21 protein-coding genes are annotated in these 22,898 nt (G+C 61.4%); 7 read left to right on the top strand and 14 right to left on the bottom strand.

Annotation, left to right across the window (positions count from 1 at the left end; genetic code table 11):
- Positions 1–68: 68 nt before the first annotated feature.
- The 4 genes from AC07RO_RS03720 (at position 69) to AC07RO_RS03705 (ending at position 6,291) form a co-directional block, all read left to right on the top strand.
- Entirely contained in the window at positions 69–1,022 is a 954-nt protein-coding gene (locus AC07RO_RS03720) for a LysR family transcriptional regulator (RefSeq protein WP_495085293.1), read from the top strand.
- Between the two features lie 216 nt (positions 1,023–1,238).
- On the top strand, positions 1,239–2,792 hold the full coding sequence (locus tag AC07RO_RS03715; protein ID WP_495085292.1) for a UxaA family hydrolase: 1,554 nt from the start codon (positions 1,239–1,241) through the stop codon (positions 2,790–2,792).
- A gap of 215 nt (positions 2,793–3,007) precedes the next feature.
- Positions 3,008–4,333: an MFS transporter gene (locus AC07RO_RS03710; protein WP_495085291.1), complete on the top strand. Its 1,326-nt coding sequence runs from the start codon at positions 3,008–3,010 to the stop codon at positions 4,331–4,333.
- Positions 4,334–4,725: 392 nt separating this feature from the next.
- Positions 4,726–6,291 carry a sensor domain-containing diguanylate cyclase gene (locus AC07RO_RS03705; RefSeq protein ID WP_192172800.1) on the top strand — a complete coding sequence of 522 codons (1,566 nt, stop codon included), beginning with the start codon at positions 4,726–4,728 and terminating at the stop codon, positions 6,289–6,291.
- On the opposite strand, the gene AC07RO_RS03700 is transcribed toward AC07RO_RS03705, so the two are convergent.
- The 3 genes from AC07RO_RS03700 to AC07RO_RS03690 form a co-directional block, all read right to left on the bottom strand.
- The gene (locus AC07RO_RS03700; RefSeq protein ID WP_495085290.1) at positions 6,269–7,051 is read right to left on the bottom strand and encodes a DeoR/GlpR family DNA-binding transcription regulator; all 783 of its coding nucleotides are present in this window, start codon (positions 7,049–7,051) and stop codon (positions 6,269–6,271) included. The two genes, AC07RO_RS03705 and AC07RO_RS03700, sit on opposite strands and share 23 nt — an antisense overlap.
- A 67-nt stretch (positions 7,052–7,118) precedes the next feature.
- Complete coding sequence (locus tag AC07RO_RS03695; protein ID WP_192172802.1) at positions 7,119–7,682, bottom strand: GNAT family N-acetyltransferase; 564 nt, start codon at positions 7,680–7,682, stop codon at positions 7,119–7,121.
- A 30-nt stretch (positions 7,683–7,712) separates the two neighbouring features.
- On the bottom strand, positions 7,713–8,990 hold the full coding sequence (locus AC07RO_RS03690) for a serine/threonine transporter (protein WP_282367477.1): 1,278 nt from the start codon (positions 8,988–8,990) through the stop codon (positions 7,713–7,715).
- A 357-nt stretch (positions 8,991–9,347) separates the two neighbouring features.
- Here AC07RO_RS03690 and AC07RO_RS03685 point away from each other — a divergent pair, with 357 nt between their 5' ends.
- Positions 9,348–9,797: an SgcJ/EcaC family oxidoreductase gene (locus AC07RO_RS03685; protein ID WP_495085289.1), complete on the top strand. Its 450-nt coding sequence runs from the start codon at positions 9,348–9,350 to the stop codon at positions 9,795–9,797.
- A 70-nt stretch (positions 9,798–9,867) separates the two neighbouring features.
- Here the strand turns inward: AC07RO_RS03685 and AC07RO_RS03680 are convergent, their stop codons facing one another.
- Positions 9,868–11,202, bottom strand: coding sequence for an ATP-binding protein (locus tag AC07RO_RS03680; RefSeq protein WP_423572817.1), 1,335 nt, complete (start codon positions 11,200–11,202; stop codon positions 9,868–9,870).
- A complete protein-coding gene (locus tag AC07RO_RS03675; RefSeq protein WP_495085288.1) occupies positions 11,199–11,882 on the bottom strand; it encodes a response regulator in 684 nt (227 codons plus the stop codon). The genes AC07RO_RS03680 and AC07RO_RS03675 overlap by 4 nt, the downstream gene beginning before the upstream one ends.
- Positions 11,883–12,083: 201 nt before the next feature.
- On the opposite strand from AC07RO_RS03675, the gene dsbG reads away from it, so the two are divergent.
- Together dsbG and AC07RO_RS03665 are read left to right on the top strand one after the other, a co-directional pair.
- Positions 12,084–12,851: a thiol:disulfide interchange protein DsbG gene (dsbG, locus tag AC07RO_RS03670; RefSeq protein ID WP_495085287.1), complete on the top strand. Its 768-nt coding sequence runs from the start codon at positions 12,084–12,086 to the stop codon at positions 12,849–12,851.
- 140 nt (positions 12,852–12,991) lie between these two features.
- A complete protein-coding gene (locus tag AC07RO_RS03665; protein WP_495085286.1) occupies positions 12,992–13,555 on the top strand; it encodes a TetR/AcrR family transcriptional regulator in 564 nt (187 codons plus the stop codon).
- A 59-nt stretch (positions 13,556–13,614) separates the two neighbouring features.
- Here the strand turns inward: AC07RO_RS03665 and fabF are convergent, their stop codons facing one another.
- The 9 genes from fabF to ihfB form a co-directional block, all read right to left on the bottom strand.
- Positions 13,615–14,889, bottom strand: coding sequence for a beta-ketoacyl-ACP synthase II (gene fabF / locus AC07RO_RS03660; protein WP_423572824.1), 1,275 nt, complete (start codon positions 14,887–14,889; stop codon positions 13,615–13,617).
- A 40-nt stretch (positions 14,890–14,929) separates the two neighbouring features.
- Positions 14,930–15,733: an SDR family NAD(P)-dependent oxidoreductase gene (locus AC07RO_RS03655; protein WP_495008864.1), complete on the bottom strand. Its 804-nt coding sequence runs from the start codon at positions 15,731–15,733 to the stop codon at positions 14,930–14,932.
- A gap of 171 nt (positions 15,734–15,904) precedes the next feature.
- Positions 15,905–16,249: a ComEA family DNA-binding protein gene (locus AC07RO_RS03650; protein WP_192172811.1), complete on the bottom strand. Its 345-nt coding sequence runs from the start codon at positions 16,247–16,249 to the stop codon at positions 15,905–15,907.
- A 198-nt stretch (positions 16,250–16,447) separates the two neighbouring features.
- On the bottom strand, positions 16,448–18,442 hold the full coding sequence (locus tag AC07RO_RS03645) for a polysaccharide biosynthesis protein (RefSeq protein WP_407073233.1): 1,995 nt from the start codon (positions 18,440–18,442) through the stop codon (positions 16,448–16,450).
- Between the two features lie 109 nt (positions 18,443–18,551).
- Positions 18,552–19,568, bottom strand: coding sequence for an MraY family glycosyltransferase (locus AC07RO_RS03640; RefSeq protein WP_192172812.1), 1,017 nt, complete (start codon positions 19,566–19,568; stop codon positions 18,552–18,554).
- Positions 19,565–20,533, bottom strand: a complete 969-nt coding sequence (locus AC07RO_RS03635) for a UDP-glucose 4-epimerase family protein (RefSeq protein WP_495085285.1) — start codon at positions 20,531–20,533, stop codon at positions 19,565–19,567. The genes AC07RO_RS03640 and AC07RO_RS03635 overlap by 4 nt, the downstream gene beginning before the upstream one ends.
- Before the next feature lie 123 nt (positions 20,534–20,656).
- Positions 20,657–22,030, bottom strand: a complete 1,374-nt coding sequence (locus AC07RO_RS03630; protein ID WP_423572830.1) for a phosphohexomutase domain-containing protein — start codon at positions 22,028–22,030, stop codon at positions 20,657–20,659.
- A gap of 196 nt (positions 22,031–22,226) precedes the next feature.
- Positions 22,227–22,466: a lipopolysaccharide assembly protein LapA domain-containing protein gene (locus tag AC07RO_RS03625; RefSeq protein ID WP_192172815.1), complete on the bottom strand. Its 240-nt coding sequence runs from the start codon at positions 22,464–22,466 to the stop codon at positions 22,227–22,229.
- A gap of 17 nt (positions 22,467–22,483) precedes the next feature.
- Positions 22,484–22,783 carry an integration host factor subunit beta gene (gene ihfB / locus AC07RO_RS03620; protein ID WP_037011901.1) on the bottom strand — a complete coding sequence of 100 codons (300 nt, stop codon included), beginning with the start codon at positions 22,781–22,783 and terminating at the stop codon, positions 22,484–22,486.
- Positions 22,784–22,898 lie beyond the last annotated feature (115 nt).

Genomic DNA, 22,898 nt, shown 5'->3' with positions numbered 1-22,898 from the left:
GCCAACTGTAGGCCAGTGCGCGATACAGGCATAATCGCCAAATCCTAATCACCGATATCAAATCCGATATGTCAGACACGTCACCCTCCGCCGGTCTGCCTGGCACCTTCCCGATGCTGAAAATCTCCAGCCGGCAGATCGCATTGCTCAACGCGTTGGGCGAACTGGGCAATCTGCGCAAGGCCGCCGCTGCCATTCACACCACCCAGCCCGCCGCCAGCCTGTTGTTGCAACAGCTGGAAGAACGCCTCGGCGTGCAGCTGTTCGAGCGCTTGCCGCGCGGCATGCAGCCGACGCTGTTCGGCGAGGTGATGATTCGCTACGCCCAGGGCGCGCTGCATGAATTCGAATACGCCGAAGCGCAGCTGGCCGAGCTGGCACGAGGGGCGACGGGGATGGTGCGCATCGGCACGGTCATGGGCCCGGTCCCGACGCTGCTGACCCGCGGCGTGCTGGCGTTCAAGACCGCGCACCCGAAAGTGCGCATCGCCCTGGAAGTCGGCACCAGCGATGAGCTGCTGCCCGCACTGATTCGTGGCGATTTCGATGTGGTGCTGGGTCGGCTGCCCGATCAGCTCGACGGCCAGAGCCTCGACATTCAGCTGTTCGAACAGGGCGAACGCATGCGCATCATCGCCCGGCCGGGGCACCCGCTGGTCGACCACAGCGGCATGACCCTGACGGAGCTGGCGCCACTGACCTGGATCCTCCACCCCATCGGCAGCCCCATGCGGCGCCAGGTTGAAAATGCGTTGCAGGCGGCGCAATTGATTGAGCCGCTGGACATCATCGAAACCCGTTCGATTCTGGCCACCACCTCGATGCTCGAATCCTCGGACATGATCGCCGTGGTGCCCAATGACGTCGCCGAGCATTACGCACGTTACGGCATGATCGCCATCCTGCCGGTCGAGCTGCCGCTGAGCATGGTCAATCTTGGGCTGATGACGTCGAAAGCCCGACCGACGTCGGCAGCGGTGAAGGCACTGCTGACATTTCTAAAGTCTCCGATAGCGGCATGAATCGATAACCCTGCGTTATCGCGTAATCGAAACCTTTCATTGGGAAATTACCCGCTGGCTTCATAGAGTGGCTGAAAATCGGCCAACAACGTCCGCGCTTATGAAGCGGCGTCGTGCACGTCGTGATAACAATAACCGGCCAGCCACGGTGCGCTTCCCAGGGGGAGCCGTCGCCTCGCACTGCTGACGCAGGCCGCCACCGTCATGAGAGGCCGCATGGAACTCATTGCCAAAACCGCCGCGTTCGACAGCAGCGCGCTGTTCATCCGCCTGAACCCCCTCGATAACGTGCTGATCGCTCGCCAAGCGCTGAACGAAGGCACGCACCTGGACGAAGAAAACGTCACGGTCTCGCAGCCGATTCCTTCCGGGCACAAGGTCGCGGCGGTCCGGCTCGAGCAGGGTCAGCCGCTGCGGCGTTACGGCCAGATCATCGGCTTCGCTTCACAGCCCATCGACGCCGGGCAGCACGTGCATGTGCACAACGTCGAGATGGGTGACTTCTCCCGTGACTACGCCTTTGGCGCCGACGCCCACGAGACGCCGAAAACCGAGGCGTTCTTTCAAGGCATCGTGCGCGCCGACGGACGCGTGGCGACGCGTAACTACATCGGCATTCTCACCTCGGTGAACTGCTCGGCCACCGTGGCCCGTGCCATCGCCGACCGTTTCCGTCGCGACATTTTCCCGGAAGCCCTCGCGGACTACCCCAACATAGACGGCGTGGTCGCGCTGACCCACGGCTCCGGTTGCGCCATCGATTCCAAAGGCGAGGCCATCGACCTGCTGCGTCGCACCCTCGCGGGCTACGCCGTGCACCCGAACTTTGCGGCGGTGCTGGTGGTGGGCCTGGGCTGCGAGACCAATCAGATTCAGGACATGCTCGACAGCCAGGGCCTGAAAGCCAGTGACCAACTGCGCGCATTCACCATTCAGGGTACCGGCGGCACGTCGAAGACCATCGCCAGCGGCATCGCCCAGGTGCAATCGCTGCTGCCCCAGGCCAACCGGATCACCCGGGAAACCGTCAGCGCTCGGCACTTGATCGTCGGTCTGCAATGTGGCGGCTCCGACGGCTATTCCGGCATCACCGCCAACCCGGCGCTGGGCAATGCGGTGGACCGGCTGGTGGCGGCGGGCGGTACGGCGATTCTGTCGGAGACCCCGGAAATCTATGGCGCCGAGCACTTGCTGACGCGGCGGGCGGCCAGTCAGGCCATCGGCGAGAAGCTCGTCCAGCGGATTCACTGGTGGGAGGATTACTGCCAGCGCATGAACGCCGAGCTGAACAACAACCCCTCCGCCGGCAACAAGGCGGGCGGGCTGACGACCATTCTGGAAAAATCCTTGGGCGCCGTGGCCAAGGCCGGCTCGACCAACCTGATGGGCGTGTATGAATACGCCGAAGCCGTTCGCGCCCAAGGCTTGGTGTTCATGGACACCCCCGGCTACGACCCGGTCTCTGCCACGGGGCAAGTGGCCGGCGGCGCTAATCTGATCGCGTTCACCACCGGTCGCGGTTCGGCGTACGGTTGCGCGCCGACGCCGTCGATCAAGCTGGCGACTAATAACCGCGTGTTCGAATTTCAGCAGGAGGACATGGACGTCAATTGTGGCGGCATCGCCGACGGCACCACGACGATTGAAGAACGCGGCGCGTATGTGTTCCAGATGATGCTGGACATCGCCTCCGGCGCCCGCAGCAAAAGCGAGCAGCACGGTTATGGGCAAAACGAGTTTGTTCCGTGGCACATCGGTGCGGTGACCTGAGGTCTGTCGAGCAATCGACGCTCTTCGTGGGACCGGTTTTAGCCGGGAAGCTTTTCAAACGTCACACCGCAATATGGATGGTGCCCACACCGGCCGCTTCCCGGCTGAAGCCGGTCCCACAGGGAAATGCGTTCGCCTGCTGGACTGCGTTCGCCTGGTAGGACCGGCTTTAGCCGGGAAGCTTTCAAGCCTTACAACAATAAAAAAGGTGCGCAATGAAATCCCTCAAGACCTACCAGACGATCACCATCGTCTTTCTGATGCTGTTCGGCGTGGTCAATTATCTGGACCGCAGCGCACTGTCCATCGCCAACACGACGATTCAGAAAGACATGCTCATCAGCCCGTCAGAGATGGGCATTCTGTTGTCGGCGTTTTCGCTGGCCTATGCCTTCGCGCAGTTGCCGATGGGCATGATCATCGACAAGCTCGGCAGCAAGATCGCATTGGGTGGCGCGCTGATGGTGTGGTCCATCGCGCAGACGGCGTCGGGCTTCGTCAACAGCTTCAGCGGCTTCTTCGCCCTGCGCGTTTTGCTGGGGATTGGCGAAGCACCGATGTTTCCGTCAGCCGCCAAAACCCTCAACGAGTGGTTCGAAGAGCACGAGCGCGGCACGCCGACGGGCATCGTCTGGTCGGCCACCTGCATCGGCCCGTGCCTGGCGCCGCCGCTGCTGACGCTGTTCATGGTCAACTTCAGCTGGCGCGGGATGTTCATCATCACCGGCGTGCTCGGCATCGTGCTGTCGCTGTGCTGGCTGATGTTCTACAAAAGCCGTGCGCAGTACCTGAAGGAGCTGGCAGCCGAGGGACGCGAACCGACCGTTCAGGTGGTTCAGGCCGACGCCGGGCCGAAGGCTTCGTTCTTCGCCGGCTGGCTCGACCTGTTCAAGCACCGCAGCACCTGGGGCACGTTCCTCGGTTTCATGGGCGTGATCTACATGCTCTGGCTGCACCTGACCTGGTTGCCCGGCTACTTCCAGCGCGAACACGGCCTCGACCCCTATCAAACCGCCTGGGTGGTGTCGTTCGCCTACGTGTTCGGCGCGATCGGCACCATCGCCGCCGGACGCATCTGCGATCGGCTGGTCAAGCGCGGCGTCGGCGTGCTCAACAGCCGCAAATACACGGTCATTGGCGGGCTGGTGTTTGCCGCCGTGTTCACCCTGCCGCTGACGTTCGTCACCGGCCTGAGCGGTTGCGTCGCCCTGCTCTGCCTGGCGCTGTTCGGCATCAACCTGTCCAGCGCCACGGCGTGGATGGTGGTCAATACCGTGGTCGACACCAAACGCGTGGCGTCCCTGGGGTCGATCCAGAATTTCGGCGGCTACATCGCCGGCTCCATCGCGCCGATCGTCACCGGGTTCAGCGTGCAATATTCCGGCACCTTCGCCACCGCCTTCGCGGTCAGCGCCATCGTCGCGTTGCTCTCAGCGGTCGCCTACTTCGTGCTGCTCAAGGCACCGATCCCCGAACACACCACCACGGCGCAGAAGGACTGGCAGGCGAATCTGGATGAGGTGCAAGGGCGTCGGGTTTGATTGATAACCTGCAACGTATTGCTGGGAACGCACGCGGCCCCAAGAACGCAGTTATAGCCCGGTGAACGCGATCCCTGTAGGAGTGAGCTTGCTCGCGAAGACGGCATTCCACCCGCTGAACATTTAGCGGATGTACTGGCCCCTTCGCGAGCAAGCTCGCTCCCACATGCCAACCTCAGCCAAACTCGCACACGGCCCTATAACCACGTCACGCCCACACCGCAGCACATCTCCCGCAGATGATTTATACGCCATAAATTTCCCTTCAAAATCCCGCACTTGTCCTACGCTGTGAGTCAGACGGGTCGCTGTTGCGATGCTGCGTGTCCGAACGAGAGGATTGTTCGTCACAGTGGCGGGTCTGAAATCGTGGCAGTCAGCGAGGGTGGGGTTTGAGACAGGTAGAAGGATCGGAGTTCGGCGTCAGAAACCGACGACTCAAACGCATGCCGGTGTTGTGGCTGGCGGGGCTGTTTACCTTGTTGGTGTGCATCTCCATCACCAGCATCACCGTCTGGCAGTTACGCCAGACGCGCATGCACGAGCTGGAAATCGCCAATACCAACGTCGCCAACCTTTCGCGCTCAATGGCGCAGCACGCCGATGACGCCTTCGACCAGGCCCACATCGCCGTGTCGTCGGTGGTCGAACGGCTTTCCTTCGATGGCTTCGGCGCCGCCAGTGGTTCGCGCATGCACGACTATCTGCGCGCCACCGCCGCCAGCGTCGAGCAGATCCAGGGCCTGTTCATCTACGACAAGGACGGCAACTGGGCGGCCACCTCTCTCAACCACATGCCGGCCAACGCCAACAACGCGGACCGAGAATATTTCCGCTTTCACCAATCCATCGACAGCACCCTCCCCCACATCGGGGCGGCCATCCAGAGCCGTTCCACCGGCGACTGGATCATCCCGGTGTCGCGACGGGTGAACGATGAGATGGGCAACTTCGCCGGTGTGGTGCTGGCCACCGTCGAGCTGAACTACTTCGAACGGTTCTTCGAGCGCTTCGACATCGGCAAGCATGGTGTCATCACCCTGGCAATGGCCGACGGGACCTTGTTGGCGCGACGCCCGCTTCTCGAAAACGTACGCGGTACGTCCATCGCCGACGGCGAATTGTTCCGTCTTCACGTCAGGGAACACTACGAAGGCACGGCGAACGTCGTGTCGATGCTTGACCACGAACAGCGCTTGTATGGCTACAAGAAACTGGACCGCTACCCGATGGTGGTGCTCGCCGGCCTGTCCCAGCGCGAAGTGCTCGACGAGTGGCGGCAATACGCATGGCGCTCGCTGGCGATCATCATCTGCGTAGTGGTCGCCAACCTGCTGTTTGGCGTCTTGCTGTTCCAGCAGATCCGTTTCGGCCTCAACGCCGAATCACAGCTGCGCATCGCCAGCCACTCGCTGGAAAAACTCGCGCTGCAGGACAGCCTCACCGGCCTGGCCAATCGTCGGCATTTTCAGGAGATCCTCAGCCTGGAATTTCGCAACGGTGAGCCCAACCTGCATCCGCTGAGCCTGATCATGATCGACATCGATTTTTTCAAGAGCTACAACGACAACTACGGCCACGTCGCCGGCGACAAATGCATCGTCGCCGTGGCCGAGTGCATTCGCAGCAACCTCAACCGTACCGGCGACCTCGCGGTGCGCTATGGCGGGGAAGAGATGGCCGTGTTCCTGCCCTACAGCGACGTGCACGGCGCGGTGAGCCTGGCGGAAAAGATCCGGTTGGCCGTGCTCACCCGAGCCCTCGAACATCAGGGCAATCCGATCGGCATCGTCAGCATCAGCCTGGGGGTTTATGGCTGTAAAGCGCAGGAATGCCAGACCATGGAAGACTTCGTCAAACGCGCGGATGCCGCGCTGTATGCCGCCAAGCACCAGGGCCGCAATCGTACCGTGGCCTGGCAGGAATCGACGGTGCTCAGTGCGCTGCCCGCGCCGTAATGATCTGCGCCACCTGGCCACGAAACAGCTCAAGCCGGTCAGCGGGCGCGTCGTGTTCGACCACCAGCGCGCCGACTTCCTCGCACTGCGCGACCTGATAGTGCGCGATGCTGGAGAGCTTCTCGTTGATCACCGCCACCGCCACCTGACCGCTGCGCGCCACCACGGCGCGCTTGAACTCGGCGACGTCCATGTCGAACGCGGTTACGCCCTTCAGCGCATCCAGCGCACAGGCGCCGAGAAAGCACAGATCGAAGTTGAAGTGGGCGAGTTGCTGAATCGTGGTGAAGCCGTAGGTGCTGCCCGCAACGGGACTCAGGCGTCCGCCGAGCAGAATCACTTCCACCGACGGCAGCTTCATCAGCTCGACGGCGATCAGCGGCGCGTTGGTGGTGACGGTCAACGGCATGTGCGGATCAAGGGCTTTGGCGATCGCCAGATTGGTCGAGCCGCCGTCGATAAACACGTGCTGCCCGGCGCTGATCAATCCCGCCGCCGCGATACCCAACTGACGCTTGCGCCCGGGCTCATGCTCGACACGCGCAGCGATCGGCCCGTCCGACGCCAGAGAAATCGCCCCGCCGTACACGCGTTTGCACAGGCCGGCGGACGCCAACGCGCCGAGATCGCGGCGAATGGAATGCTCGGACACATTGAACTCGGCCGCCAGCTCCGCCGCTATCACCCGACCGTGCACGGCCAGACGCTCGGAGATCAACCGCTGACGCTCGCCGGGGAATGCTTCGGGGTTGGCAGACATAAGGCCTCGATAAAGAGCTGAATCGATCAGAAACGAGCAGGATCATGGGGCGCACTCTGGCGCCCTGTCAAACCACAGGCTGGACATGTCCTGACACGCTAAGCGACTTGCAGAAAAACACGTTTGGGTGGGATTCAGCCTGCAGGCGATGTACCGCCATGCCGGTTTCTTCGTAGCCCTGTCGAGGGTAAAACTGCAAGGCACGGGTGTTCCTCGCCCAAACCGTCACCCATATCTTTGAAGCGCCCCTGGCCGCTGCTTCACGTTCCGCGCTGCGGAGCAACTGCCACCCTATCCCATGCCCGGCAAATCGCTCCTGCACATAAAGGCGCTTGAGCTCGGCCGCATGCTGGTCGCTAACCAGAGGGTGACCCGTTTGCAGACAGATCTGCGTAAAGCCGACCAGATGCTCATCGACTTCCGCGAGCAGGAATATGGAGTCAGGCCGCTCGATAATCGAAGAAATGGTTTCGGGCGCGAACGACTCTAGCGCTTCCCGAGCGATGGCGTCACGCACGCCCTCGGTCGCATAGGTATCCATGAACACCTGCATACCCAACACCGCAATCGTGAGCACATCCGATTGCGTGGCAGGGCGCAGGGTAAAATCGAGTGTGTCGCTATTGGCCATGTTCGCCGCTTCCCTGACTGCGATTGTTGATCACTGCATCAACGAATAAACCAGCGCCGAGATCGAGATCAACCCTATCACCACCACAAACACATTCGACAGTTTTCCCGCATAGCGACGCATGGCGGGCACTTTGCGCACGGCGTACATCGGCATGAGGAACAGCAGCGCCGCAATCACCGGGCCGCCGAGGGTTTCGATCATCCCGAGAATGCTTGGGTTGAGGGTTGCCACCAGCCAGCAGACCACCAGCATGAAGCCTGCGGTCAGCCGATCGAGCGTACGTGGCGAAGGACGGCGGCCGGTCTTTATCACCAGACCTTTGAGGCCTTCGCTGGCGCCGATGTAGTGGCCCAGGAACGACTTGGTGATCGCGACGAATGCAATCAGCGGCGCCGCGAACGCGATGGTCGGGTTGCTGAAATGATTGGCCAGATAGGACAGGATCGACAGGTTCTGCGCCTTGGCTTCCGCCAGTTGCTCCGGCGCCAGGGTCAGCACGCAGCTGAAGACAAAGAACAGCACCATGACCACCATCAGCAGATGGGCACGGGCCAGGATCTGCGCGCTACGGGGTTCGGCCTGCTCGCCGTACTGGCGCTTCTGGTCGACGGCAAAGGCCGAAATGATGGGTGAGTGGTTGAACGAGAACACCATCACCGGAATCGCCAGCCATAGCGTGTGCAGCAGCGCCGAAGGTGCCGGAAGGCTGCTTGCCGTGGTGAGAATGCCGCCGTTCCAGTGGGGAATCAGGAACACCGCGAGGAACAGCAACGCCACGATAAACGGGTACACCATCAGGCTCATGGCCTTGACGATGATCTGCTCACCGCAACGTACTACCGCCAGCAGGCCAAGGATCAGCACGAACGCCAGCAGCGCTCGCGGCGGCGGCTGCACGTGCAGTTGGTGCTCCATGAAACTGCCAACCGTGTTGGTCAGCGCCACGCTGTAGATCAGCAGGATCGGAAACACGGCGAAGAAATACAGCAGCGTGATCAGGGCACCGGCTTTCTTGCCGAAATGCTGCTCGACCACCTCGGTGATGTCCGCGCCATCGCGGCCCGAGAGCACGAACCGGGTCAGCCCGCGGTGCGCATAGAAGGTCATCGGGAAGGCCAGCAGGGCCAGAATCACCAGCGGCCAGAACCCGCCGATACCCGCGTTGATCGGCAGAAACAACGTGCCCGCGCCGATGGCGGTGCCGAACAGTCCGAGCATCCAGGTGGTGTCGTTGCGGTTCCAGGTAGTCACGCTCGCGGGTGCGGCGTCGACGGTGTGTTCGACGCTGTTGGCCTGATCATTCATCCGGTCGATTCTCCGTTGCCGGTGATAGCTACATGGTCAAAAGCGCGTCGAAAAACGTGGCAGTCGGCGCCCCTGACCGGTTCTCTACAGGGAAAGGGGCGCGATTGTCCGGGATTAGAGAGCAGAATCAAAGGCTTGTCGGACCAAAAGCCTGCGGGGCCGGATGATGGAAGTTACAAACCGGCTTAACTTCCTGCACAAATCAGCAACGCTTCTTACTTAACAAACCAGACAATTCCCACACCGAAAACGGACGAATTAGTGTGCGAAACGTATTGTAAATCCATGGGAGTACAACTTCCGTTAACCCTCCATTAGGCTCTCGACCCACATTCAACCGCCCATGGAAGGTAACGCATGCTCAAGACTTTTGCCGTCATCACGTTTCTCACTGCAAGCACTTACGCGAGTGCAAACAACGCTCCCGCACAATGCGCAACACTTGATCAGCAACAAGCGAAAATCCTGTTCGACCGCTGGAACAACGCACTGCAGACTGGCGATTCCGGAAAGGTCGCCGCGAACTACACGCCAGACGCCGTGCTGTTGCCGACCCTCTCCAACCAGCCCAGAACAGATCTTGCCGGCAAAGTCGATTACTTCAATCACTTCCTTAAAAACAAACCGGTCGGCGCCCTCGACAGCAGCACTGTTATTACAAGTTGCAACAGTGCAATCGATACCGGCCTTTACACGTTTCGTTTCAGCGACGATTCAGAAGTCCAGGCGCGTTACACCTTTACTTACGCACTTGTGAATAACCAATGGCTGATTACCTCCCACCACTCTTCGGCCATGCCGGAGTAGCGAACATTCAGCAAACCCTCGGCCTGACGTCCAACGTCGGCCGACTCCACTTTCAGACCCTTCCCACACGTCACTCGCCTGCGACATCCCGCCGCAACGGCATGCTCAGCTCCACCCGCAAACCGTCATGACGGCTGTCAAAGCGCAGCGAGCACGCGCAACGCTGAACAATGGCCTGAACAATCGCCAATCCCAGGCCGGCGCCGGGGCTCTTGCCGTTGCGCCAGAAGCGCTGGGTGAGCTTGTCCAGGTCCGGCTCGGGAATGCCGGGGCCGTGATCGCGAACGCGGAAATGGGCCTGCCCGTCGAAGGTTTCGACACTCAGTTCCACCTTCGCAGCGGCCTGGCTGTGGCGCAGGGCGTTGTCCAGCAGATTGCGCAACGCGGCCACCGCCAGTGCCGCCGGCATCTGCACGGCGGCGCGGGACAACTGCGAGGGCAGGATCAGTTCGATGCGCTGTTCGTCGCCGTGACTGGCATCGTGAATGGCCAAACGCGCGACCTGCTCGGCATCGCACTGCACGCCGTCGTCAAACGACAGGCTGCCCTCGACCCGCGCCAACAGCAGCAGCTGTTCGAGGGTGTGGTGCATCCGGTCGGCGCCCTCCTCCGCATGAGCCAGCGCCGTGTCGCGCTTCTGGCCGTCGGTCATGCGTGCCACCTGCAGATGGGTCTTGATGGCCGTGAGCGGGCTGCGCAGTTCATGGGCAGCGTCCCCGGTCAGCCGCCGCTCGCGCTCCAAGGTCTGGGCGATGCGCTGAAACAGCTGATTCTGGCTGACCAGCAGTGGCTGCAACTCACTGGGCAGGTTCGGCACGTCCAGCGGTTCGACCGAGTCGGCGCTATGGCGATTCAAGGCGTCGCGCATGCGGTTGAGCGGCGCCAGCCCCCGGCCGATGCCGAACCAGACCAGCGCCAGACTGCCGAACAGCGCGACCAGCACCGGCACCGACGCCGCCAGGAGCACCGAATGCCCCAGCACGTCGCGCTCGATCTGCCGGTCGGCGGTGGTCACCCGCACGTTGTCATGCATCATCGTGTACACGCGCCAGTGGTCGCCGTTGATCATCTGGTCATGGAAGCCGCTGGCGTCGGCCTTCAGCGGTTCACTCGGCGAGCTGTCGGTGCGCGCCAGGACCTGCCCGCGCAGGGAACTCAGCTGACACGCCATGCCACTGGGCAGCGCCGGGTCGTCGGCCCGCAGCGAGCGGGTTTCACTGCCGGTGGGCATCTGCATCTGTTCGAGCAGCCCGGCCACCATGCGCGCCGAGGCCTCAAGGCGTTGATCGAGGGATTGCATCATCTGCGTGCGCAAGTCCCTCAGCATCCACGCTGCGGCCAGCACCCAGATCAGAATGAACGCCGAGCCCAGGATCAGACTCAGCCGCGTGCGCAGGCTCATCATGGCGCTGACTCCGAATCAAGGCCGGCCGGGCCGAGGCGATAGCCCAGACCGCGGACGGTTTCGATGATCCGGCCGCCCAGTTTGCGCCGCAGGTGGTGAATGTGAACGTTAAGGGCGTTGCTCTCGACTTCGTCGCCGAAGCCGTACACGCAGTCCTTTAACTGTTCGCCAGAAAGCACGCGGCCACTGTTGTTGAGTAACGCTTGCAGCAAGGCCTGTTCACGACGGGAGAGATCAACCGGCTGACCGGCAAGGCGGGTTTCGCGGCTGCTCGGGTTGTAGCTGAGCACGCCGTGTTCGATCACGTTGACGCTGCGCCCGGCCATGCGGCGCACCAGGGTGTGCAGGCGCGCGCTGAGTTCACGCAGGTCGAAGGGCTTGAGCAGGTAATCGTCCGCCCCGGCCTGCAAGCCGTCGACGCGGTCGGTCACGGTGTCGCGAGCGGTGAGAATCAGCACCGGGATTTCGACCCCCTGCTGGCGCAACTGCCGCAACAGCTTCAGGCCATCTTCATCGGGCAGGCCGAGGTCGAGAATCATCACGTCGAAATGTGCGGCCGACAGCATCGCCCGCGCGGACGAGGCCGTGGCCACGCGATCCACCGTCAGGCCCTGGGCGTCGAGGCCCGCGACGATGCCGCTGGCAATCAGGTCGTCGTCTTCACAAAGCAGTACGTGCATGGTCGGCCCCGAAAAAAAGGCGATTGAAGCGCAGAGGGATTAACGGCGGATTATGCACCAGCCGCCGCAGACACGACGCGCCCCGTAGAGTTAATCGACTGTTAATCGCCACTGCTCAGCATCGGGCAACCGAGCACGCGCTGCACACACTCATCCCGCAGCATCAGCGCATGTCTGCCTCCTCTCTGCAAGGACCACCCCATGAACTTCATGCGCCCTGCGCTTATCGCCATCGCCGTTTCGCTCAGCCTGCCAGGCGCGCTGGTTCACGCCGAAGATCTCCCCGCCCCGATCAAGGCGCTCGAAGCCAAGGGCGCAACCATCAAAGGCAGCTTCGACGCACCGGGCGGGCTGAAGGGTTATGCCGCCGAGTATCAGAATCAAGGCATGGCGCTGTACCTGACCCCTGACGGCACGCACGTGCTGGCCGGCAATCTGTTCGATGAAAAGGGCGAGGACCTGAGCACCGCGCCCCTGCAGAAGCTGGTCTATGGGCCGATGGCCGAGGCGATGTGGGGCCGCATGGAAAACAGCACCTGGATCGCCGACGGCGCCAAGACTGCGCCGAAAGTCATCTACCTGTTCAGCGACGCCAACTGCCCGTATTGCAACCTGTTCTGGGAGCAGGCGCGGCCCTGGGTGAAGTCCGGCAAGGTGCAATTGCGCCACATCATGGTCGGCGTGATTCGCGAAGACAGCGCCGCCAAAGCCGCGAGCCTGCTGGCCAACGCGAACCCGGAAGTGGCCTTGCAGAACCACGAACAGGCGGGCAAAGCCAGCACGCTCAAGGCCATGCAGAACATTCCCAAAGAGATCCAGGCCAAACTCGACGCCAACATGAAACTGATGGAAGACATGGGCCTGTCCGCCACACCGTCGATCTTCTACAAGGACGAGGCCGGACACCTTCAGCAGCAACAAGGCGCGCCCCGGCCTGAGGCACTGGCGAAGATGATGGGTCCCAAATAGCTGCGCATGAGTGAGGCCGTCTGGCGTGGGGCCTTCTGACCGGTGGCGACACGCATGACAACGTGGGTACTGCGCCGGCGGGTCATCCGTGTAAAAATGTCGATCACCATTTCAAGAGCCACAGTCAGGAGGCTCGCTCCATGCGTTACGCCGAAGATCACAAAGCCCAGACCCACCAGCGCATCCTTCAGGAAGCCGCCGCACGCTTTCGCCGTGACGGCATCGGCGCCACCGGTTTGCAGCCTTTGATGAAGGCATTGGGCCTGACCCACGGTGGTTTTTATGCCCACTTCAAATCCAAGGATGATCTGGTCGAGAAATCCCTGCGCTGCGCCGTCGACCAGCTGCAGGCCTCACGCGCCGAGAAACTGGCCGAAGACAGCTCGACCCAGGCGTTCATCGACATGTACCTGTCGACCGCCCATCGCGATCACCCGGAAAAGGGCTGCCCTCTGCCGACCATGGCATCCGAGCTGGGCCAGCGCGGGCAACCGAGCGAGATTACCGACGAGTTGATCAACCGCATGCTCGCCACCCTCGAAGCAGGAATGCCAGCCGAGGGGCAAAGCAGCGACAAGAGCGTGATGGTCATGTCCGGGCTGGTGGGGGCGATGGTACTGGCGCGCAGCGCGAAAGATCCGGCGCTGGCCGAGCGGATTCTGGAAACCACCCGCGATCAGCTCAAGCAGCTGATCGAAGGCTGACGCTCACTTCCCTGCCCGTTCTTGGCAGGGAAGCGTCGCGCTTATTTCACTGATGCCTCTCAGGGATGCCAGCGACGAAACAGCACGCTGGCGTTCACACCCCCGAAGCCAAAACCGTTGGAGAGTGCGTATTCGATGTTCATCGGACGCGCCTTGCCATGGACGATGTCGATGCCTGCTGCCGCCTCGTCAGGGTTCTCCAGGTTGAGGGTCATCGGCGCGATCTGATCGCGGATCGCCAATGCCGTGAAGATCGCCTCGATCCCGCCTGCCGCGCCGAGCAAGTGCCCGGTAGCTGATTTGGTCGACGTCACGGCGACGCCATTCTGGTCGCCGAACACCGTTTTGATCGCGGCCATTTCACCCTTGTCGCCCACCGGGGTGGACGTGGCATGGGCGTTGACGTGCTGGACATCGGAGGGCTGAATGCCGGCCTGCCGAATCGCTGCCTGCATCGCCCGACGCGCACCACTGCCATCTTCAGGCCCGGCCGTCAGGTGATAGGCGTCCGCGCTGGTGCCGTAACCGACCAGTTCAACGATGGGCGTTGCACCGCGAGCGAGTGCGTGCTCCAGGGTTTCGATGACGATGATCCCTGCGCCCTCGCCCATGACGAAGCCGTCGCGGTCACGGTCGAAGGGCCGTGAGGCGCGTTCCGGTGTGTCATTGAAGCCATTGGAAAGCGCCCGCGCCGCAGCAAAACCACCCAGAGCAACGCGATCAATGCAGGCTTCGGCGCCACCGCAGATGGCCACGTCCGCTTCGCCGTTGCGGATCAGCCGCGCGGCATCGCCGATCGCCTGAACACCCGCCGCACACGCCGTCACCGGCGCGCCCAGCGGGCCTTTGAAACCGTGCTGGATCGACACATGCCCGGCCGCCAGATTCACCAGAAACGAAGGAATGGTGAACGGCGACAAGCGTCGCGGCCCACGGGTATCCGTAATGCGAACCGCCTCGGCGATGGCACCAAAACCACCTACGCCGGCGCCAATGATGGTCGCAGTACGCTCCCGCTCCTCTTCAGTCGATGGCGCCCAGCCTGCCTGTTTGACCGCCTGCTGCGCAGCGCCCAGGGCAAACAGGATGAAGCGGTCCATCTTCTTCTGCTCCTTGGGCGGCGCGGCGGCGTCAGCGTCGAAACCGGCTTCAGGGTCTTGCTCCAGGGTCGGCACCGGGCCGCCGACCTTGCCTGCCAGGTCAGCCACCGTCTGCTCAGGCAACTGCACAATGCCGGAGCGGCCTTCAAGCAATCGCTTCCATACCGCTTCGACGCCGGAGCCCAATGGCGTCACCAGCCCCATACCCGTCACTACGATGCGACGCTCGCTCATGGGTTCACCTTTTCCTCATTTTTGGCAGTCGCCGGCACCGTTAAGCGCCAGCCGTTTTATAACGTTGCGCCGCGTGCTGCAGCGACAGATTCGGGCCCAGCGCCAGGCGTGCCTGGGTGAAGGCCTGCCAGTCAGCGGCATCCGGCAACGATGGAATGGTGATCAGCTCTTTCTGATCGAACCCGGCCAGCGAAGCGTCGACCATTTCGTTGACGTCCATGACCATTTCCGGCGGGAAGGCGTTGATGTCCAGACCGGCGCGCTCCCAGATTTCAGTGCGAGTGGCGCCGGGCAGCACGGCTTGAACCTGCACGCCCTTTTCGCTCATCTCGGCAGCGAGCGACTGGGTCAGGCTCAACACATAAGCCTTGCTGGCGGCGTACACCGCGTTGAAGCGCTCCGGCAACAGTGGCACCACGGACGCAATATTGATGATCGCCCCGGTACCGCGCGCCGCAAAACCGGCGGCTGCGGCGGACGCCAGATGGGTCAGCGCAACGATGTTGAGTTGAATCAGGCGGTCCACTTCGCCCAGATCCGATTCGGCGAGGGGCGTGCTCAGCGCAACTCCGGCGTTGTTCACCAGCAGCGTGAGCGATGCGTCCGAGCGCAGACGCTGCTCAAGGACGCTGACATCGGCGGGCTGGGTCAAGTCGGCTTTGATCACCTCGACATTGATCGAATGTTTTGCGCGCAGATCCGTCGCCAGTGCTTCCAGTCGCGACTGGTCACGGGCCACCAGCAGCAGATCAAATCCGCGCTGCGCCAGGCGGTCCGCATAGGTGAAGCCAATGCCCGACGACGCGCCGGTGATGACAGCTTTGCCTTGAGTCTGAGTAGTCATGAACGTTCTCCGTGGGAAAGTGAGCGTAGCTGCGGAGGGATATTACGCCCGTAATTTAAAAAATAATATGTCGGTCGACATTTTTCTATGTTGGTGGGGAAACGGTGCACCTGGAGTCATGACGGGCATAAAAAAGGCCGATCAAAAGATCGGCCTTGAGCTCATGGGGTCTCAGTCAATTGCCAGCTTGTCGCGGTTCTTGTCCAGCAGCGCCTTGCCGATGCCCTTCACTTCGATCAACTCATCCACGGCTGTAAACCCGCCGTGTTCTTCGCGGTAAGCCACGATGGCATTGGCTTTGGCGGCGCCGATGCCGGACAGCTCTTTCTGAAGGGTTTCCGCACTCGCGGCGTTGAGATTAACCTTTGAGCCCTGCGCACCCGCTGGCGCGGAAATGGCAGGTTGGGTGGCGTCTGCCGGGGTGACGGCAGGGGTGGCAGAAGGCGCGGCAGTCACAGCGAGGGACGTACCCGCCAGCAGCGCGAAGATCAGGGAGGACAGATAAGAAGTACGCATGAGTCATGCTCCATGGGCATCGTAAGTGGAAGCAGCATTCCTGAGCTGCTTCCCAAACCTAGCCGATGGCGACAGACCGTCAACGCAGGGATCGGTGACCGGATATGTATCGACTCGCAGGCCCCGTACCGCCGGGCCTCGCGCCGGTTGCAGTGCCCCATGTCGCTGCGTAAGAAAAGATTTCCGGAACGCGAGCGTCTACGGTTCCCGGCGACGCTGCTGATGAATCCAGTCGACGATATCGCCCTCTGGCGCATAGCCAGCGACGGTGTCGCCGAGGATCTGCCGAACGCGGGTGTAATCGTCGTCGTCCAGTGCCTTGAGCAGCTGCGAGAGGCTCTGCTTGAAGACGTCCCATGACAGAAAGTCTTCCTGCGCGCTCATGATCATCGGGTGGCGAGTCGCCGCCACGTTGTTGCCGATCAACAGCTCCTCATAGAGTTTCTCGCCAGGGCGCAGCCCGGTGAACTCAATGGCAATGTCGCCTTGGGGATTGTGCTCCGAGCGGATGCTCAGGCCCGACAGGTGCACCATCTTCTCGGCCAGCTCGATGATGCGCACCGGCTCGCCCATGTCGAGCACGAACACGTCGCCGCCCTGCCCCATGGAGCCGGCCTGGATCACCAACTGCGCCGCTTCCGGGATGGTCATGAAGTAGCGGGTGATTTTCGGGTGCGTCACCGTCAGCGGGCCACCGGATTTGATCTGCTGATGGAACAGCGGAATCACCGAGCCGGATGAACCCAGCACGTTGCCGAACCGCACCATGATGAATCGCGTCTTGTTGACCTGATGCACATTGGAGCGGTCGCCGAACATGACCGGCGCGGTTTCCCGGCTCAGTGCCTGCAACGTCAGCTCGGCGAGGCGCTTGGTGCTGCCCATCACATTGGTCGGACGCACGGCCTTGTCGGTGGAAATCAGCACGAAGTTGGCCACGCCCGCCTGCAGCGCCGCTTGGGCCGCGTTTAGCGTACCAACCACGTTGTTGAGCACGCCTTCGGCGATATTGTGCTCGACCATCGGCACATGCTTGTAGGCCGCCGCGTGGTACACGGTGTTGACCTGCCAGGTCTTCATCACATCCAGCAGCTTGGCGTGATTGCGGATGGAGCCCAGGATCGGCAGCAGTTTGACCTTGAGCGACTCGCGGGCCACCCGCCGCTCCAGCTCGGTAAGAATCGTGTACAGGTTGAATTCGCTGTGATCGAGCAGCAACAGCGTGGTCGGCTTCAACAGCAGGATCTGCCGGCACAGCTCCGAGCCGATCGAGCCCCCTGCCCCGGTGACCAGTACGCACTGGTTCTTGATGCAGTGTTCGAGCAGTTCCTCTTGCGCAGGCACGGCGTCGCGCCCGAGCAGGTCAGCGATGTCGACTTCCTGAAGATCGTCCACCTTCACCCGGCCTGCCGCCAGATCAGAGAAATTCGGTACGCTGCGAACATGCAGCGGGAAGCCTTCCAGGAAGCCGAGGATTTCCCGGCGACGGGCTCGTGCCGACGACGGAATCGCCAGCAGGATTTCCTGGGCGCCGGTGACGTCGATCATCTGCTGAATGTGCTTGGGCTTATAGACCAGCAGCCCGGAAATGACCCGGTTGGAGATCGAGTCGTCGTCATCGATGAACGCTACCGGACGCATCGACCGGCCCATGCGCAGTGCAGCGACCAATTGGTTACCTGCCGCGCCGGCACCGTAGATGGCGACTTTTGGCAGGCCATCGTCGCGGGTTGCAAAGGGCACATGGCGAGCGGCGGAAAACCAGTCACCGAGAAAATACTGACGCATTGCCAGGCGCAGGCCACCGATCATGACCATGCTCAGCCACCAGTAATTGAACATCACCGATCGCGGCACTACATGCTGGTGGTTGCTGTAGAGATAGACCACGACCCCGAGAATCAGGGCCGACAGGCTGACGGCTTTGATGATCGCGATCAGCGCGTCGTTGCCGAAATAGCGCATCACCGCGCGGTACATGCCGAAACGAATGAACAACGGGATCGCGACCACAGGCGCGCTTGCGAACAGCCAGGTATGGATTTCCAGGGGGTTGATGAGTTCATCGATGCCCAGGCGGACGACAAACGCCATCCACAACGCGAACCAGATCAGACAGACGTCTGCGGCGACCTGCATGATCCGCTTGTGCCGGCGAGGCAGCGCCAGCAGCGAAGTGCGTATTTTTCCCATCATCCCCTCAAGCACGCGTTCAAACTCCTTTCAGTCGACCCCTGCACCGGCCATTGATTCCTGCCCCACAGGGGAATCGGATCAACAGCATCAGCGCCAATGTCCGGGCTCAGCCCTTTTCAAGCGCCCCTGCTTTAAAGATGACTGCCAGAGCGAGCAATGGAGCGTAAGCAATGATCACGCCGAGTGCGCCATCCAGCCCGAAACGGGCGACACACACAGCGACCGGCAACAGCCAGCACAGATTGATTACACCGACTGCGGACGTCACCGGAAGGTGCTTGCCAAAACGTCGCGAGGCGAATTGGTAAGCGTGACTTCTGTGCGCCTCATAGACCTTGTCGCCCCGAACGAGCCGACGGATGAGGGTTACTGTAGCGTCTACGATGAAAACCCCGAGGAGAATAAGCCATACCCACAAGAACTGCGAGGAAATCCACGCCCCCTGCAGTGACAGACAACCGAGCATAATGCCAAGGAATCCGCTGCCGGCGTCGCCCATGAAGATCTTCGCCGGAGGAAAATTCCAGAACAGAAAGCCCGCGACGGCGCACGCCAACAGGATCGGCAGCCACACCAGAGTGGCAACGCCGCTCAGGGCGTAGATGATCGCAGCGCCAACGCAGACACAGATTGCCTCTACGCTGGCGATGCCGTCGATGCCGTCCATGAAGTTGTACAGATTGAGCAGCCACACCAGGTAGAACGCCGTCAGCACATTAACGATCAAGCCCGGATCGAGGGTCATGCCGAACACGCTGATTGCCGGAAGGCCGCCTAACCAGAACAACGCCCATGCCGCCGCGAAAAAATGCCCCAGCAGGCGCCATCGCGCGGCGATGTGGCCGTGATCGTCGAGAAACCCCAGCGCCGCGATCAACGCGCCCGCGCCGAACATGGCCAGGAACAGGTCGCGGCCCATCAGCCCCGCCCATAGCATCCAGACCAGCGCGACCAGATAACTGATGACAATCGCCACGCCGCCGCCCCTTGGCGTCGGAAGTGTGTGAGAGCTTCTACCGTTCGGGATATCAAGCAAGCTTTTGTGCAGCGCATAGCGTCGCAATACATGCGTCAGCGCAAACGAAAACACGACAACCGCAACCGCGACCCACCAATAATTCATGCTCGATCCGTCACCAGAAAATGCTCGACGGTCTTCCTGAGGCCGTCCTCTACCGACACCGGCGGCTGCCACTGCAAGCGCTCGCGGGTTTCGCTGATGTCCACGCGCAGCGAACCCAGCACACGCTCGGCCGCCGATTTGCGACCCAACAGTGTGGCGCCGAGCATGATAAGGGATTCGGGTACGGGAATGAGCCAACCGGATGCCCCCATCTGTGCCTTGAGGCGGCTGGCCAGTTCGGTCGTGGAGAGGTCCCGGCCATCGCTGACCAGAAAGACCTGGTTCGCGGCGGCAGGATGATCGATGCAGACGCGGATCAGGTCGGTCAGGTTGTCCAGCGAGACCAAGCTGCGCGCATTGTTCACCGCACCGAGTGGCAGCGGCACGCCTTTGCGCAACGTGCGCATCAGTTGCAGGAAGTTGGCTTTGACGCCGGGGCCGTAAACCAGCACCGGGCGAATGATGACGACTTCCATCGCGCAGGTTTTGGCCAGGGCCTGAAGGCCTTGTTCCGCTTCGTGCTTGGAGATGGCGTAGGGGTCGCTCGGATTGGGCGCGTCGTCCGGACGAAAGCAGTCGCCCCGCGCGGTGGACTCACCGTTGACCTTGATCGTGCTGATGAAGATAAAACGCCGAACGCCTGCTGCGGCGGCCTGCTCAACCAGATTCAGCGTGCCGAGGGTGTTGACCTCCCGGTACAGCGAAAGCGGATCGGCCGCGGTGTCGTGCATGACATGCACCCGCGCTGCGGCGTGAATGACCGTGTCGACGCCGTGCAGAACTTCCTGCCATGGGGTGTCGGCAGTCAGCCCGGCAACAACGGCCGTCGTCACGTTTGGAGAAGAATGGGGCGTCGCCCGTCTGCTGACCGCGACAATGTGCGCGTCGGGCAGGTGTGCAAGGTGGTCAACCAGCGCTGTTCCCAAAAATCCCGAACTGCCTGTTACCAGGATTTTTCTGGTCATATCCGATCCATGCACATAAGAATTCGCCGTCCATCATGACGGCCGCTGCGAAACAGCGGCGCCATTGTAGACGATTGGCGTGCGGCCCCGCCAATCAGCAAGCGGGACCGCGCGCCGGGTGCATCACTTGCCGTTGATCAGCGCTTCGATCTCTTTGACCTTGGCTTCTACAAGGGCTGGATCACGACGGCTCTCGACGTTCAGACGCAGCAGCGGCTCGGTGTTGGAGCCGCGCAGGTTGAAACGCCATTCGGCGAACTCAAGGCTGATGCCGTCGGTTCTGTCGATGTTCGAGCAAGACGGCGTGTAGTGTTCCAGGATCTTGGCGATGATGGATTTGACGTCGTCGACCTTGTAGTTGATTTCGCCGCTGCACGGGTAGGCCGCCATGCGTTCATCAACCAGCTGCGAGAACTTCTTGCCGGACACCGACATCAGCGCGGCGACCAGCAGCCACGGGATCATGCCGCTGTCGCAGTAGGCAAAATCGCGGAAGTAGTGGTGAGCACTCATTTCGCCGCCATACACGGCGTCTTCCAGGCGCATGCGCTCCTTGATGAACGCGTGACCGGTTTTGCACAGCACTGGCGTACCGCCCGCCTGCTTGACCTGATCGATGGTGTTCCAGGTCAGGCGCGGGTCGTGAATGATTTTTGAACCCGGGTGTTGCTTGAGCAGCATTTCGGCCAGCAGGCCCACCAGGTAGTAGCCCTCGACGAAACGGCCTTGCTCGTCAAAGAAGAAGCAGCGGTCGAAATCGCCGTCCCACGCCAGGCCCAGATCGCAGCCGTGCTTGAGCAGCGCGTCGCGGGTGATGCTGCGGTTTTCCGGCAGCAGCGGGTTCGGCACGCCGTTCGGGAAGTTGCCATCCGGTTCGGCGTTGATGATCACCCACTCGAACGGCAGCTGGGAGCGGATCGCGTCCAGTGCGGGACCGACGGCGCCATTGCCCGGATCGGCGAGGATCTTCAATGGACGAAGGTCGGCACCTTTGACGTAGGTCAGCAGGTGCTCGATGTAAGCGGTCTTGTCCGGCTTGGACTGAACGCTGCCGTGCTGAGCGGCCACTTGACCGAAGTCGCCCGCATCCACGCGCTGGCGAATGGCATCAAGGCCGGTATCACCGCTGATGGGACGTGACGATTTCTGGACCAGTTTCATGCCGTTATAACCCTTCGGGTTATGACTGGCCGTGACCATTACGCCGCCGTCTGCATCGTAGTGGCTGGTGGCGAAGTAGACTTCTTCGGTGCCGCACAGGCCGATGTCGATGACATCCGCGCCGGCTTCCTGAATGCCCTTGATCAACGCCTGAGCCAGGGCCGGGCTTTCAAGACGCATGTCTCGGCCCACTACGATATTTTTGGCACCCAGTTCAACCACCATGGACCGGCCGATGCGGTAAGCAATGTCATCGTCAAGGTCATTGGGTACCTGACCACGGATGTCGTAGGCCTTGAAACAGCGAGTCTGAAGAGCGGGATAGTCGGAATTCATGTGTAAAAACCTATGCGACGAAAAAACCCGAAGGTTCCTCTGTTCAGTAGAAGCAGCTCGAATGATGAACTGCACGCAACCCTCGCGCCTGAAAGCTTGAGGCGTGGGTTAGGCATTGAAAAAGGAGATTAGTTATAGGTGCGCTTGTAATTATCTTCAACGCAAGCGTTGAGGTGTCTGGCGCGCGGGGATTCTATCAGGGTAGACGTGACGCCTTGGGTTTCCTGCGCAGACGCGCGACTGAAACCAGAAGGGGGCCAATCAACATGCCCACCAGCAATGCAAAGATCACCGGCACGGCGACCGGCAGCTCGGGTGCATTCCAGCCAAAGAACACCAGGGCGACGTTCTGCTGGTTTTCCAGCACAAATACGACAATCACCGCTGCGATCAACAGGGCGATAGCCAGAAAGATCAGACGCTTCACATTTCGCATGAGAACTCCTCAAAGAGCTATTGGAGCTCATGCTCCTCTTCTTCGTTCACCCGGTCGCGGAGCTCTTTGCCTGGTTTGAAGTGAGGTACGAACTTGCCGTCGAGGCTGACAGACTGACCTGTCTTCGGATTGCGGCCTACGCGAGGTGCGCGATAGTGCAGGGAAAAGCTGCCGAAGCCGCGTATTTCAATACGGTCGCCCGTCGCCAGGCACTGCGACATCTGCTCGAGCATGGTCTTGATGGCCAACTCCACATCCTTGGATGAGAGCAGTCCTTGATGGGTGACAATTCGTTCGATCAACTCCGACTTCGTCATATTTTTCCCTTCTTTTTCAAGCAGCTAGGTAAAGCGCTTTGAAGGTTTTAGCATGACCAGAAGGATTTGAACAGAGTATGTCCAGACTTAAATGAGTGGAGATTGAAGATCCTCA

Source organism: Pseudomonas sp. GW821-FHT07F05 (assembly GCF_059418765.1).
The sequence above is the reverse complement of the archived record's forward strand: the minus strand, read 5'-3'. Positions and strand labels throughout refer to the sequence as shown.

Bases quoted from the DNA above. Each gene is read 5' to 3' on its own strand.
- AC07RO_RS03665 (WP_495085286.1), top strand. From the start codon at position 12,992: ATGCGTTACGCCGAAGATCACAAAGCCCAGACCCACCAGCGCATCCTT.
- AC07RO_RS03650 (WP_192172811.1), bottom strand. From the start codon at position 16,249: ATGCGTACTTCTTATCTGTCCTCCCTGATCTTCGCGCTGCTGGCGGGT.
- dsbG (WP_495085287.1), top strand. From the start codon at position 12,084: ATGAACTTCATGCGCCCTGCGCTTATCGCCATCGCCGTTTCGCTCAGC.
- AC07RO_RS03625 (WP_192172815.1), bottom strand. From the start codon at position 22,466: ATGCGAAATGTGAAGCGTCTGATCTTTCTGGCTATCGCCCTGTTGATC.
- AC07RO_RS03675 (WP_495085288.1), bottom strand. From the start codon at position 11,882: ATGCACGTACTGCTTTGTGAAGACGACGACCTGATTGCCAGCGGCATC.
- AC07RO_RS03655 (WP_495008864.1), bottom strand. From the start codon at position 15,733: ATGACTACTCAGACTCAAGGCAAAGCTGTCATCACCGGCGCGTCGTCG.
- AC07RO_RS03645 (WP_407073233.1), bottom strand. From the start codon at position 18,442: ATGGGAAAAATACGCACTTCGCTGCTGGCGCTGCCTCGCCGGCACAAG.
- AC07RO_RS03680 (WP_423572817.1), bottom strand. From the start codon at position 11,202: ATGATGAGCCTGCGCACGCGGCTGAGTCTGATCCTGGGCTCGGCGTTC.
- AC07RO_RS03700 (WP_495085290.1), bottom strand. From the start codon at position 7,051: ATGTCTGCCAACCCCGAAGCATTCCCCGGCGAGCGTCAGCGGTTGATC.
- ihfB (WP_037011901.1), bottom strand. From the start codon at position 22,783: ATGACGAAGTCGGAGTTGATCGAACGAATTGTCACCCATCAAGGACTG.
- AC07RO_RS03685 (WP_495085289.1), top strand. From the start codon at position 9,348: ATGCTCAAGACTTTTGCCGTCATCACGTTTCTCACTGCAAGCACTTAC.
- AC07RO_RS03710 (WP_495085291.1), top strand. From the start codon at position 3,008: ATGAAATCCCTCAAGACCTACCAGACGATCACCATCGTCTTTCTGATG.
- AC07RO_RS03715 (WP_495085292.1), top strand. From the start codon at position 1,239: ATGGAACTCATTGCCAAAACCGCCGCGTTCGACAGCAGCGCGCTGTTC.
- AC07RO_RS03630 (WP_423572830.1), bottom strand. From the start codon at position 22,030: ATGAATTCCGACTATCCCGCTCTTCAGACTCGCTGTTTCAAGGCCTAC.
- AC07RO_RS03690 (WP_282367477.1), bottom strand. From the start codon at position 8,990: ATGAATGATCAGGCCAACAGCGTCGAACACACCGTCGACGCCGCACCC.
- AC07RO_RS03640 (WP_192172812.1), bottom strand. From the start codon at position 19,568: ATGAATTATTGGTGGGTCGCGGTTGCGGTTGTCGTGTTTTCGTTTGCG.
- fabF (WP_423572824.1), bottom strand. From the start codon at position 14,889: ATGAGCGAGCGTCGCATCGTAGTGACGGGTATGGGGCTGGTGACGCCA.
- AC07RO_RS03635 (WP_495085285.1), bottom strand. From the start codon at position 20,533: ATGACCAGAAAAATCCTGGTAACAGGCAGTTCGGGATTTTTGGGAACA.
- AC07RO_RS03695 (WP_192172802.1), bottom strand. From the start codon at position 7,682: ATGGCCAATAGCGACACACTCGATTTTACCCTGCGCCCTGCCACGCAA.
- AC07RO_RS03720 (WP_495085293.1), top strand. From the start codon at position 69: ATGTCAGACACGTCACCCTCCGCCGGTCTGCCTGGCACCTTCCCGATG.